A 12,873-nucleotide genomic window follows, 5' to 3' on the forward strand; every position below is an offset into this window, starting at 1 on the left:
CTATCACCCAACTTTGACTGTCGTCACGAGCGCGCGATAGGTCGGCCGGTTCGCGCCGCCCGGGGTTGTGACCTGGCCCCGTCACATCCGTCACGGCTCGTCGACACTCGCGTAACGGCGGGATCAGCCGTGCGAGGCCGGCCGTTCACCCGGGTAAGCCGCCCAGCAGTCGGGGCCGAAGGTCCCGAACGGTGCCCGTCGGACGTCGCTGCCGGGTGGCGCCGTACCATTCATCAGGTTGAAAGCAGGACAGCCTGCTCATGAACGGACCCGCCTTGCACGATCGCTCACCCGCCTCCGCCTCCTGGCGCATCGCGCTGCCGCACACCGCCGCGGCCGTGCCCGTAGCGCGCGCACTGGTCCGTACGGCGCTGGCCGAGCTGGAGCACGCCGCCGACAGCGACACCGCGGAGCTGCTCACGGCGGAGCTGGTGGCGAACGCGGTGGAGCACACGGCGGGCAACGGCCCGATAGAGCTCGTGGTGGAGCTGCTGCCGTCCGGCTGCCAGGTGGAGGTGCACGACCCGGACCCGGCGCCGCCCGGCCAACTGACCCGGCCCACCCTGGCTGAGCCCGACCCCTGGCAGGAGCACGGCCGCGGTCTGCTGCTGATCCGCGCCCTCAGCTCGTCCTGCGGCCATCGCCCGACCCACTCCGGCAAAGCCGTGTGGTTCCGCCTGCCGGTCGTACCGGCGCAACGCCGTCCGGTGTGATCCCGGAACTCAGCCCAGCGTCGCCACCAGCACGGCCTTGATCGTGTGCATCCGGTTCTCCGCCTCGTCGAAGACCACTGAGTGCACCGACTCGAACACCTCGTCGGTCACCTCCAGCGACTCGAGCCCGTGTCTGTCGAAGATCTCCCGCCCGACCTTCGTGCCGAGGTCATGAAAGGCCGGCAGGCAGTGCATGAACTTGACGTCCGGGTTCCCGGTGGCGCGCAGGACGTCCATGGTCACGGCGTACGGGGCGAGGGCCGCGATCCGCTCGTCCCAGACCTCCCTGGGCTCCCCCATGGAGACCCAGACGTCGGTGACGACGAAGTCGACGCCCGCCACGCCCTCCTCGACCGCCTCGGTGAGGGTGATACGCCCCCCGCCGGCCCCGGCGAGCTCCCTGGCCCGGTCGACGACGTCCTGGGCGGGCCAGTAGGTCTTCGGGGCGACGATGCGTACGTCCATGCCGAGCAGGGCGCCGGTGACCAGGTACGAGTTGCCCATGTTGAAGCGGGCGTCGCCCAGGTAGGCGAAGGCGACCTCCTTGGGCGGCCTGCCGCTGTGCTCGGTCATGGTGAGCACGTCGGCCAGCATCTGGGTGGGGTGCCAGTCGTCGGTCAGGCCGTTGTAGACGGGCACGCCCGCGTACCGCGCCAGCTCCTCGACCTTCTGCTGGCTGTCCCCGCGGTACTCGATCCCGTCGTACATCCGCCCCAGCACGCGCGCGGTGTCCTTCACGGACTCCTTGTGGCCGATCTGCGAACCCGAGGGGTCCAGGTACGTCGTCGAGGCGCCCTGATCGGCGGCCGCGACCTCGAACGCGCAACGGGTGCGCGTCGAGGTCTTCTCGAAGATCAGCGCGATGTTCCTGCCTCGCAGGTACTGCGTCTCCGCCCCGGCCTTCTTGGCGGCCTTCAACTCGGCGGCCAGTTCGAGCAGCCCGCGGAACTCCTGCTCGGTGAAGTCGAGCTCCTTGAGGAAGTGGCGGCCGGCGAGGGCGGTCGGGACAGTCGCCATGGGGGCGCTCCAGTGGTGCGAGTACAGGGACTTTGGAAGTCTATACGACCTTCAGCATTTCTATACGGGCGCCCGCTCCACCGGACAGCTCATACAGCGCGGCCCGCCCCTCCCCCGACCCAGCTCACTGCCCGGAATCTCGATCACCTCGACGCCCTGCTTGCGCAGATGCGTGTTGGTGGTGGAGTTGCGCTCATAGGCGACGACGACGCCCGGCTCGACGGCCAGGACGTTGCACCCGTCGTCCCACTGCTCGCGTTCGGCCGCATGGACGTCCTGGGTCGCGGTCAGGACGCGGATCTCGCTCAGCCCCAGGGCGGCGGCGATCGCGCGGTGCATGTGCTCCGGCGGATGGTCGGTGACCTTGAGCTCCTTGTCGCCGGCGCCCGGTTCGATGGTGTACGAGCGAAGCATGCCGAGCCCGGCGTACTGGGTGAAGACGTCTCCGTCGACCATCGTCATCACGGTGTCGAGATGCATGAGGGCCCGCCGCTTGGGCATGTCGAGGGCCACGATCGTCTGGGCCGACCCGGCGGCGAACAGCTTGTGGGCGAGCATCTCGACGGCCTGGGGTGTGGTCCGCTCGCTCATCCCGATGAGAACCGCGCCGTTGCCGATCACCAGGACGTCGCCGCCCTCGATGGTGGAGGGGTAGTCGGCCTGCCCCTCGGACCAGAAGTGGAACGTTTCGTCGCGAAACAGCGGGTGATGCCGGTAGATCGCCTCGAAGTGCACGGTCTCGCGGTGGCGGGCGGGCCAGCGCATGGCGTTGACGGAGACGCCGTCGTAGATCCAGGCGGAGGTGTCGCGGGTGAAGAGGTGATTGGGGAGGGGCGCGAGGAGGAAGTCGTCGAGCTCCATGACGTGGAAGCGCACGGAGGTCGGCTCGGGGTGCCCCTCCAGGAACTCCCGCTTGGTCATGCCGCCGACCAGGGCCTCGGCCAGCTCCCGGGAGGGCAGGCCCTCGAAGGCGGCACGGAGGTGGTCGGTGGCGAGCACCCCGTACTCCTTCTCGTCGAAGACCCGGTCCAGGACCAGCCTCCTGGCCGCCGGGATCTCCAGGGCCTCGGTGAGCAGGTCGCCGAAGAGGTGGACGGTGACGCCGCGGTCGCGCAGGACGTCGGCGAACCCGTCGTGCTCGGCGCGCGCCCGGCGCACCCACAGCACGTCGTCGAAAAGCAACGCGTCCTTGTTGCTCGGGGTGAGCCTCTTGAGCTCGAGATCCGGCCGGTGCAGGATGACGCGGCGCAGCCGCCCGGCCTCGGAGTCGACATGGAATCCCATGCCTCCATCCTGACCATCGGAGGCCGCGTTCACCCCCTCCTCGCCACCCTCTTCTTCCTTGCCACCCCCTTCTTTCATCCCGGTGGCGCCGAGCCTGGTCGGCCGGCCCTCACAGCCGCGGGTCCACCGGCTCCGACTCCAGTGCCAGCACCCCGAACACCGCCTCGTGCACCCGCCACAGCGGCTCGCCCTCCGCCAGCCGGTCCAGGGCCTCCAGCCCCAGGGCGTACTCGCGGATCGCCAGCGACCGCTTGTGGTTCAGGAACCGCTTGCGCAGACGGGCCAGGTTGTCCGGGCGGGTGTACTCCGGGCCGTAGATGATCCGCAGGTACTCGCGGCCCCGGCACTTGATGCCGGGCTGGACCAGGCGCCCCGCCTCGCTGCGGACCACCGCTCCCAGCGGCTTGACGACCATGCCCTCGCCGCCGCGGCCCGTCATCTCCAGCCACCAGTCGACACCGGCCCGCACCGACTCCGGGTCGCCGGTGTCGACGTACAGGCGCCGGGTGGTCTGGAGCAGGCCCGTGCCGTCGTGCTCCACCATCCGGTCGAGGAGCGCGAGCTGCTCGTCGTGCGGCAGCGCGGCGAGGCTGCGGCCCTGGACCGCCAGGATCTGGAAGGGGGCCAGGCGTACGCCGTCCAGGCCGTCCGTCGTCCAGCAGTAGCGGCGATACGCCTCCGTGAACGCGGCGGCGTCCGAGGCCCGTTCGCGCTGGCGTGCCAGCAGGTCCGCCACGTCGACGCCCCGCGCCGCCACACCCTCCAGCGCGGCGAGCGCGCCCGGGAACACCGCCCCGGAGGCGGCCCCGACGGCCGCGTACTGCGAGCGCAGCAGACCCGACGCCTTCAGCGACCACGGCATCAGCTCGGCGTCCAGCAGCAGCCAGTCGGTCTCCAGTTCCGCCCACAGCCCGGCCTCGGTCACGGCGCCCCGGACGCTCTCCAGGATCGTCTCCGTCACGGACTCGTCGTCGAAGAAGGGCCGACCGGTACGGGTGTACAGCGACCCTGTAGGACCGTTCACCCCGAACCTCTTGCGCGCGACCTCCGCGTCCCGGCACACCAGGGCGACCGCCCGCGAACCCATGTGCTTCTCCTCGCACACGACCCGCTCGACGCCGTCCTCCTTGTACTGCGCGAAGGCCTCCGCGGGGTGTTCGAGGTAGCCCTCGACGTGGCTGGTCGCCGTCGGCGCCATCGTCGGCGGGAGGTACGGCAGCAGGCGCGGGTCCACCGCGAAGCGGCTCATGACCTCCAGGGCCGCGGCCGCGTTCTCCTCACGGACCGACACCCGGCCCGCGTGCCGCGTCTCGACGACCCTGCGGCCGTGCACGTCATCGAGGTCGAGCGGGCGGCCGTCCTGTCCCCCGGGCGCCTCGGCCCGCAGCGGCCTGGCCGGCTCGTACCAGACCTGCTCGGCCGGTACGTCGACCAGCTCCCGCTCCGGCCAGCGCAGCGCGGTCAGCTTGCCGCCGAAGACGGCACCGGTGTCCAGGCAGATGGTGTTGTTCAGCCACGTGGCCTCCGGGACCGGGGTGTGGCCGTACACCACGGCCGCCCGGCCCCGGTAGTCCTCCGCCCACGGGTAGCGCACCGGCAGCCCGAACTCGTCGGTCTCCCCGGTGGTGTCGCCGTACAGCGCGTGCGAGCGGACCCGCCCCGAGGTACGGCCGTGGTACTTCTCCGGCAGCCCGGCGTGGCAGACCACCAGTCGGCCACCGTCGAGGACGTAGTGGCTGACGAGCCCGTCGATGAACTCCCGCACCTCCGCGCGGAACTCCTCGCTCTCGGCCTCCATCTGCTCGATGGTCTCGGCGAGTCCGTGCGTGTGCTGGACCTTGCGGCCCTTGAGGTGACGCCCGTACTTGTTCTCGTGGTTGCCCGGCACGCACAGCGCGTTGCCCGACTTGGCCATCGACATGACGCGGCGCAGCACGCCGGGGCTGTCCGGGCCGCGGTCGACGAGGTCGCCGACGAAGACGGCCGTACGGCCGTCGGGGTGCACTCCGTCGACGTAGCCCAGCTTGCCCAGCAGCGACTCCAGTTCCGAGGCGCAGCCGTGGATGTCGCCGATGATGTCGAAGGGGCCGGTGAGGTGGGTCAGGTCGTTGAAGCGCTTCTCGGTGACGACGGTGGCGTTCTCGACGTCCTCGACGCCCCGCAGGACGTGCACCTTGCGGAAGCCCTCGCGCTCCAGGTGCCTGAGGGAGCGGCGCAGTTCGCGGGTGTGCCGCTGGATGACCCGGCGCGGCATGTCGGCCCGGTCGCTGCGGGCCGCGTTGCGCTCGGCGCACACGTCCTCGGGGACGTCGAGCACGATGGCTGTCGGCAGCACGTCGTACTGCTTGGCCAGCTCGATCAGCTGCCGCCGGGCGTCCTGCTGCACGCTGGTGGCGTCGACGACCGTGCGGCGGCCGGCGGCCAGGCGCTTGCCCGCGATGTAGTGCAGGACGTCGAAGGCGTCCTTCGTCGCGCTCTGGTCGTTCTCGTCGTCGGAGACCAGGCCGCGGCAGAAGTCGGAGGAGATGACCTCGGTGGGCTTGAAGTGCCTGCGGGCGAAGGTGGACTTGCCGGATCCGGAGGCGCCGATCAGGACGACGAGGGAGAGGTCGGTGACGGGCAGGACACGACCCTTCGGTGCTGCGTGGTTCTCGCTCATGCGGCCTTCGCCTCCTTCTCGTCGTTGAGCTTCATGCCGAACACGGCCATCTGGGTCGGCGGTCCGACCTCCGGGTCGTCGGGCCCGACGGGCACGAACTCGACCTCGTATCCGTGCCGTTCGGCGACCGCCCGCGCCCATGCCCGGAACTCCTCGCGCGTCCACTCGAACCGGTGGTCGCCGTGCCGGACATGGCCTGCCGGGAGGCTCTCCCAGCGGACGTTGTACTCGACGTTCGGGGTCGTCACGAGGACGGTCCGCGGGCGGGCCGAGCCGAACACCGCGTACTCCAGGGCGGGCAGCCGGGGCAGGTCGAGGTGCTCGATGACCTCGCTGAGCACGGCGGCGTCGTAGCCCTTGAGCCGGTTGTCGGTGTAGGCGAGGGAGCCCTGGAAGAGTCTCACCCGCGCGGCCTGCCGCTCCCCCATGCGGTCCAGCTTCAGCCGCCGTCCGGCGATGGTGAGCGCCCGCATCGACACGTCCACGCCGACGATCTCGGTGAACGCCGGGTCCTTGAGCAGGGCCTGCACCAACTGGCCCTGGCCACAGCCGAGGTCGAGCACGCGCGCGGCACCGGACGCCTTGAGCGCGGCGACGATCGCGTCCCTGCGCTGCACGGCGAGCGGGGTCGGCTTCTGTTCGGCCTCGCTCTCGGCCTCGACCGCGTTGTCGATCTCCTCGACCTCGCTGTCGTCGGCCTCCGCGAGCCGCACCAGCTCCAGCCGCTCCCTCGCCTCCCGGGTCAGCGACCAGCGGCGCGACAGATACCGGCTGGTGATCAGCTTCTGCTCCGGGTGGTCCGGCAGCCAGCCCTCACCGGCCCGCAGCAGCTTGTCGACCTCGTCGGGGGCGACCCAGTAGTGCTTGGCGTCGTCGAGGACGGGGAGCAGGACGTAGAGGTGACGCAGGGCCTCGGCGAGGGTGAGCGCGTCCGACTCCAGGACGAGACGGACATACCGCGAGTCGCCCCACTGCGGGAACTCGGTGTCCAGCGGCACGGGCTCGGCGGTCACCGCCCAGCCCAGCGGCTCGAACAGCCGCCGTACGAGTTCCCGGCCGCCCCGGGCCGGCAGGGCGGGCACCTCGACACGCAGGGGCAGCGGCTCGGCGGCCCGCTCGGGCCGGGCGTTGCACACGCCCCGCATCGCGCTGGAGAAGACACTGCTGAGCGCGACCGCGAGCAGCGAGGAGGCCGCGTACGGGCGGTCGTTGACGTACTGCGCGAGTGCCGCGTCGGGGGCGCCGCCGCGGCCCTTGCCCTTGCCCCGCCTGACCAGGGCCACCGCGTCGACCTCCAGCAACAGCGCCGCCGTGCAGCGCTCGGCGTCCGCCTCCGGGTAGAGGACGTGCGCGGTGCCGTAGGAGGTGGAGAACGCCTGGGCTTTCTCGGGATGCTTGTGCAGCAGGAAACCGAGGTCGGTGGCCGGGCGTTCCGGGGTGCCGGTGGTGGTGAGGGTCAGGAACACGTGGGTTGCCTTTGAAATAGGGTCTGATCTGCACATGCGTGCCGCCCGTACAACGTACAGAGCGGGCCTCGGAACCACCCGGGGTTTTTCGTTCCGTCCGCTCTCGGCCCTCCCCCCGGCCCCGATTGTCAGTGCCCTCTGTCAAGATCCGGCCATGGATCTCGCGGTTGCCCTCACGGGGCTCGACGACCGGCCCTGGGCCGCCCTGCACCACGCGTACGGCAGCGCGGAGGACGTGCCTGCCGTGCTGCGCGCGCTGACGGACGACGACTCCGAGGCGGCCGGGGCGGCTCTGCACGAGCTGTACGGCACCATCTGGCACCAGGGCACGGTGTATCCGGCCACGGTGGAGGCGGTGCCGTTCCTGGCACGGCTGGCGGTGGCCGGGTGCCGCAGCGCCGAGGTACTGGTCCTGCTCGGCTGCATAGCCGAGAGCGACGACGCGCACGAGGTGGCCCGCGGCGCGTGCCGCGGTGCGGTCGCCGCCCAGCTCCCCCTTCTCCTGCCGCTGCTGGACGCCGGGGACGCGCAGGTGCGGCAGGCCGCGGCCTGGGTGGCCGGGCACACCGCCGCGCGGGAGCGGACGTGGTCGGCGCTGGAGCGGCGGTGGGCCGAGGAGCGGGAGCCGGTCGTCCGGGCGGAGCTGCTGGCGGCGATGGTCCGGCTGGATCCGGGGGCGAGCGCGGGCGCGGCCACGGCGGCGCTGGACCCGGCGGGTCCGGCCGAGCTGCGCATCGCGGCTGTGCTGGCCTGTCTGGACGCGGGCCTGCCGTGGGGCGCCGCCCACCGCGAGGCGCTCCTGTCGGTGCTCCCGGCCGACGACCTGGTCTCCGAACGGTTCGACCAGGACCGGCGCGAGCCGCTGCAGGCCGTGGTGGACGCGCTGGTGCGCCGGGACACGGACGAGGAGCGCGAGGCCGCGTTCGGGCTCCTGGAGGCCGCCTTGGCGAGCACGGAACCGGCGGTCCGTACGGAAGCGGTGTGGGCCGCCGACCACGCCTGCATGATCTCGCGTGCCGCCCCGGGCCGGCTGCTGCCCCGGCTGGCGCCCCTTCTCGACGACACGTCGTCCGCGCCGGGCGCCCTGAGGCTGCTGGGCAAGATCGCGGGCCATGCGGGGGCCACGACGGACGGTGCTCTCCCAGACGCTCTCGCCGACGCTCTCGCCCGCCTCGCCGCGGACGTCGCCGCCGACACGGCGGACAGCGCGCTGGCGGTGCTCGTGACCGTCGCTCCCGAGCGGGCCGCGCGGTTGCTCGCCGCCGACCTGCCCCACCGTCCGCGGGCGCTGGCCGTCGCGGCCGGGGCTTGGGGCACCGGTGCGGCGGACGGGGCGACGCTGCCCTTGGAGCCCCGGCTCCTCGACGCGGTCCGCCGGCGCCTCGCCGACCCGGACGTGCGTGGGAACGAACCGATCCATCTCACCCTGCTGCTGGCCTCCTGGGGCGCGCGGGCCGGCGCCGCGGTGCCCGAACTGCTCCAAGCGCTGCCCCGGGTTCCGCTCGCCGGGCCGAAGGCGCTGGTGGCCCTGTGCCCCGCCGACGGCCGGGTGCGCGAGAGCGTCGAGGACCGGCTGCGCGAGGCGGCACGCAAGGGCCCGCAGGAGGGCCGCCTCGCCGCCGCGCACGCGCTGTACGAGCTGACCGGCGACGCGGCCCCGTTGCGCACAGCTGTCCGCGCCAGACTCGCCGGCCGCGGTCACGACGTCCGCGACGCGGCCCGGTGCAGCGAGCAACTCGGCCTGGATGGCGCCGAGTTGGTGCCCCACCTGCGTGCCGCGCTCAGCGATCCCGCGCAGCCTCGGACCACTCCGCGACTGGACGCCGACGTGGAGTTGGCCGAGGCCCTGTGGCGGATCACCGGCGAGACGACGGAGGCCGTACGCATCCTCGACACCGTGCTCGCGGAGTCCGACGGGCCCTGGTTCAACTGGACGGGAGTACGGGCCGCGCGGCTGGCCGCACGCCTCGGGCCTGCGGCACGGCCGCTGCGTCCGGCCCTGGAGCGCATGCTCGCCACGCGCCTGCACGCGCCGGCCTGCGCGCTCGCTCTGGTGGCGATCGGCGTCGAGGAGGAGCTGCGCCGGACGCTGGCCGATCCGGTCCTGGACGCGGCGGAGCACAACGCCGACCCGGACACGGCACTGGAGGCGCTGCTGTCACTGGGCGGGTCCCACCTCACGGGTGAGCACCTGGACCGGCTGGCCGTCCTGGCCGACGGTGATCGCCGGGTGGTGAACTCCGGGTTGGAGGACCGCATCATCCACGCCGACGAACGGCTGCGCGCACAGGCTCGTGCCGCGCTGGCGGCGCTGGCCGCAGGGGCGGAGTCGACGTGTGGGATTCCGTCGGGGCGGCCGAAGTGAGGGAATTCGCCGGGGCGGCCGAGGTGACGGACTTCGCCGCGGTGGGCGAAGTCCGGGAGTTCGCTGGGGAGTTCGAGACTCACCTCACGGTGGCGGCGGATGCCGCGTCCGGTGCGGAGGACCGGCTCCCGCGCTGGGCGGAACGGCACCGCGTGAAGTACACGCGCATCCTGCTGGACCGTGGGGCCACTCCCGACCAGCCGATGCTGACCGTCTCCGGGCGGGGGACGCTGTCCGCCCAGCGGACGGCCGCCCTCGCGTGGACCGAGCGGCTGTCCGCGGACGGGTTCGCCGTCACCCGCGTGAAGATCGAGGCGGCACCCTGGAACGCGGACGTGCCCCGGACCGCCGCGGAGGCGACCGCGCTCCCCCACGGCTGCTACTTCGAGCACCACGTCAAGCTGGTCGTCGCCGACGCCGCGCAGGTGGCGTCGGCACGCGCCCTGGCCGAGCGTCACACGGCCCACGTGTCCCGCAACGCCCGCCGCAGCCTGGGCGAGCGGGGCCACGCACGCTTCGTCACCCAGCGCTGCCGAGGCGTCGGACGCCCCGAGGCCCGTCGCAGACTGGCCGCCCTGGTGTCCGACCTCGTGGACTCCGGTTTCGCCGTCATGGAGGTGGAGGCGGAGTTCGTGGTCCACGACGACCGCCCGGATCTGGACCGTGGCTGGATCGACGAGCGGGTCGGCGGCGGGTGACGCCATGCATGACGACACGCAGGACGACAGGCGTGAGTACACGCATGACCACATTCATGACCACATGCACGACCACATGCACGACCACGTGCCTGAAGGAGCGCAGGACGACAGGCGGTGGCGCGGGGCCCGCCGCGCGGCACTGGACCACCTGCTCCGGCTCGTCGCCGAGTCCTCGCTGGCCGACCTGCTGGTGCTGCGGGGCAGCATGGTGATGCCGGCATGGGTGGGGGGCGAGGCCCGGGAGCCGGGGGACCTCGACTGGATCGTCCCGCAGCCGCTGATCGTGCCGATCGAGCCCCTGTACCCGTATCCCTACGTGGACGAGTTGGCGGTCGTCCAGCAGTGGCCGGAGGCGGCCGACGGCGCCGGCGGCCACGAGATGTGGGAACACGAGGAGTTCGACACCCGGGGACTGCGCGCCGTGCTCCCGCCGGAGGGACTGCGGTGGATCACGGAACCCGAGCCCGAGCCGGAAACCGTCCCGCCGCACAGGGAGTTGCTCGACCTGGCACGGCGCCGGCCCGTCGCCGCGCCGGGCGTCGTCCTCATCCCGGAGGCAGCCCGCGACGACGGCACCTGGACCTACTCCGAGTACGACACCCCGGGTGTCCGCGTGACCGTCCCCTGGCGGGCGGACGGCCTGCCGCCCGGTGAGGTACGCCTGGACTTCGCCCGCGACGAGCGGCTTCCGCAGGCCCCCGTGTGCACGGCGGTGCCCCGCGGTGACGGCGGCGCGCCCGCCGTGGTGCGAACGGCGAGCCGAGAGCTGTCCCTGGCGTGGAAGCTCCTGTGGCTGCACACGGACGCCGCGACCGAGGGACTCGCCCAGGGCAAGGACCTGTACGACGCCGTCCTGCTCGCCGAGACGCGGGGCCTGCGGCTGCCGACGCGGCTGCTGGACTCGGTGTTCCGGCCGAGAGCCGTCCCGCCCACGCCGAACGTGGTGCGGTCGTGGTCCGTGGAGTGGGACGCCTTCCGCGCGGGGCACCCGCGGGTGCGAGGGTCCGCCGAGGAGTGGCTCGACCGGCTGTGCCGCGCGCTGGCCACGGTGATCGCGCCTTAGGCCCGCCGCACGCGTGGCGGACCGGAACGCCCCCGGGACCACGGTCCCGAGGGCACCGAGAGCGTGTGACGCAAGAGGCGTTACGACAGCTGTGACTGGACCTGGGAGGAGATGAGCTCCAGGTGGTCCAGGTCGTCCAGGTCGAGGAGCTGGAGGTAGATCCGCCGCGAGCCGATCTCCTGGTACCGGCCGATCTTGTCGACGACCTCGTCCGGGGAGCCGGCGAGCCCGTTGAGCTTCAGTTCCTCCACCTGCCGCCCGATCGCGGCGGCACGCCGGGCGACCTCCTCGTCGTCCTTGCCCACGCACACGACGAGGGCGTTGGAGCAGACGAGGTCGTCCCCCTTGCGACCGGCTTCCTCGGCGGCGGCCCGCACCCGCCCGAACTGCCGCTCGCTGTCCTCGACCGAGGCGAACGGCATGTTGAACTCATCGGCGTACTTGCCGGCCAGGCGGGGCGTACGGGTGGCGCCGTGCCCGCCGATCAGCACCGGGATCCTGTCCTGGGCGGGCTTGGGCAGGGCGGGTGACTCGGTGAGGTCGTAGTAGGTCCCGTGGAAGTCGAAGGTCTCCCCGACCTTGGTCGCCCACAGCCCGGTGACGATGGCGAGCTGTTCCTCCAGCCGGGCGAACTTCTCCTTCGGGAACGGGATGCCGTACGCCTTGTGCTCCTCCTCGAACCAGCCCGCGCCCAGGCCGAGTTCGACACGGCCGCCGGACATCTGGTCGACCTGGGCGACCTGGATGGCGAGCACACCGGGCAGCCGGAACGTGCCGGCGGTCATCAGGGTGCCGAGGCGGATCCGCTTGGTCTCACGCGCGAGTCCGGCGAGCGTGATCCAGGCGTCGGTGGGGCCGGGAAGACCGTCCACGGAACCCATCTTGAGATAGTGGTCCGACCGGAAGAACGCGTCGAAGCCAAGGTCTTCGGTGGCCTTCGCCACGGTGAGCAAGGTGTCGTAGGTGGCCCCCTGCTGGGGCTCGGTGAAGATGCGAAGATCCATACCTCCATCCTGCACGCCGCGGCACCGGTCAACCTCACCGGTCCCGCCGGTCCCCGGCATCCCCGGTCGGGTGAATTCCGTCAACGCCGAAGCCGCCCCTGGCCCGGGCCAGTGACCGCCCCCGACGGTGATCGTTGGCTCGGACGGAGCCGGACCGCCCGGCGCCCGCGCCGGACGGTGACCGCCGGAGCGTCACCGTGTCGGCCCACTTCTGTCGGGGGGGCCGGAGGCCGAGGAGGCCGTCATGTCCGAGGAATTCGCGCCACAGCAGACCGGTGGCGCCGGCCAGCCGAAGGGGCTGCTTCAGCAGATGGAGGAGCTGATGGCGGCGCTGAACGCGGACCTGTCGGCCCTGGACGCCGATCTGCAGTCGGCCGGGGGCGCCGGCCTCGGGAAGCGGCAGGACGGGGACGCCGGCTGAGACCACGGTCGCCGACGGGGCACCGGGCGCGGTGGCTGGGCTGGGGCGGAGGGGGGATGGGGGCCGGAGGTGGGTGGGGCCGGGGGCGCGGGCACCCAGCACCGGCGGGCCCCCGGCCCCCCCCCCCCCCCCGCGCCCCACCCCACCCGGACGGCCGCCGGCGCCCACGGCCACACGCGG

10 protein-coding genes are annotated in these 12,873 nt (G+C 72.5%); 5 read left to right on the forward strand and 5 right to left on the reverse strand.

The window, feature by feature from the left end:
- Positions 1-260: 260 nt before the first annotated feature.
- The gene (locus ABZ078_RS23955; protein ID WP_356578209.1) at positions 261-713 is read left to right on the forward strand and encodes an ATP-binding protein; all 453 of its coding nucleotides are present in this window, start codon (positions 261-263) and stop codon (positions 711-713) included.
- A 9-nt stretch (positions 714-722) separates the two neighbouring features.
- On the opposite strand, the gene argF is transcribed toward ABZ078_RS23955, so the two are convergent.
- The 4 genes from argF to ABZ078_RS23975 form a co-directional block, all read right to left on the reverse strand.
- Complete coding sequence (gene argF, locus ABZ078_RS23960; protein WP_356578211.1) at positions 723-1,730, reverse strand: ornithine carbamoyltransferase; 1,008 nt, start codon at positions 1,728-1,730, stop codon at positions 723-725.
- A 60-nt stretch (positions 1,731-1,790) separates the two neighbouring features.
- The gene (locus ABZ078_RS23965; protein ID WP_356578213.1) at positions 1,791-3,014 is read right to left on the reverse strand and encodes an arginine deiminase; all 1,224 of its coding nucleotides are present in this window, start codon (positions 3,012-3,014) and stop codon (positions 1,791-1,793) included.
- Positions 3,015-3,123: 109 nt separating this feature from the next.
- On the reverse strand, positions 3,124-5,673 hold the full coding sequence (locus ABZ078_RS23970) for a polynucleotide kinase-phosphatase (protein WP_356578215.1): 2,550 nt from the start codon (positions 5,671-5,673) through the stop codon (positions 3,124-3,126).
- Entirely contained in the window at positions 5,670-7,139 is a 1,470-nt protein-coding gene (locus ABZ078_RS23975; protein WP_356578217.1) for a 3' terminal RNA ribose 2'-O-methyltransferase Hen1, read from the reverse strand. The genes ABZ078_RS23970 and ABZ078_RS23975 overlap by 4 nt, the downstream gene beginning before the upstream one ends.
- Before the next feature lie 154 nt (positions 7,140-7,293).
- On the opposite strand from ABZ078_RS23975, the gene ABZ078_RS23980 reads away from it, so the two are divergent.
- The 3 genes from ABZ078_RS23980 (at position 7,294) to ABZ078_RS23990 (ending at position 11,268) form a co-directional block, all read left to right on the forward strand.
- Positions 7,294-9,504 (forward strand): hypothetical protein, encoded by a 2,211-nt coding sequence (locus ABZ078_RS23980; RefSeq protein ID WP_356578219.1) that lies wholly within the window; start codon positions 7,294-7,296, stop codon positions 9,502-9,504.
- Positions 9,474-10,202 carry a hypothetical protein gene (locus ABZ078_RS23985; RefSeq protein WP_356578221.1) on the forward strand — a complete coding sequence of 243 codons (729 nt, stop codon included), beginning with the start codon at positions 9,474-9,476 and terminating at the stop codon, positions 10,200-10,202. Before ABZ078_RS23980 ends, ABZ078_RS23985 begins: the two co-directional genes overlap by 31 nt.
- Positions 10,203-10,278: 76 nt before the next feature.
- A complete protein-coding gene (locus ABZ078_RS23990; RefSeq protein WP_356578242.1) occupies positions 10,279-11,268 on the forward strand; it encodes a nucleotidyl transferase AbiEii/AbiGii toxin family protein in 990 nt (329 codons plus the stop codon).
- Positions 11,269-11,348: 80 nt separating this feature from the next.
- Here the strand turns inward: ABZ078_RS23990 and ABZ078_RS23995 are convergent, their stop codons facing one another.
- The gene (locus tag ABZ078_RS23995; RefSeq protein ID WP_356578222.1) at positions 11,349-12,272 is read right to left on the reverse strand and encodes an LLM class F420-dependent oxidoreductase; all 924 of its coding nucleotides are present in this window, start codon (positions 12,270-12,272) and stop codon (positions 11,349-11,351) included.
- A 244-nt stretch (positions 12,273-12,516) separates the two neighbouring features.
- On the opposite strand from ABZ078_RS23995, the gene ABZ078_RS24000 reads away from it, so the two are divergent.
- Positions 12,517-12,693 (forward strand): hypothetical protein, encoded by a 177-nt coding sequence (locus tag ABZ078_RS24000; RefSeq protein ID WP_356578224.1) that lies wholly within the window; start codon positions 12,517-12,519, stop codon positions 12,691-12,693.
- The last annotated feature ends 180 nt before the right edge of the window (positions 12,694-12,873 follow it).

Origin of the sequence: Streptomyces sp. NPDC006385, from assembly GCF_040612485.1 — a bacterium.
Classification (GTDB): domain Bacteria; phylum Actinomycetota; class Actinomycetes; order Streptomycetales; family Streptomycetaceae; genus Streptomyces.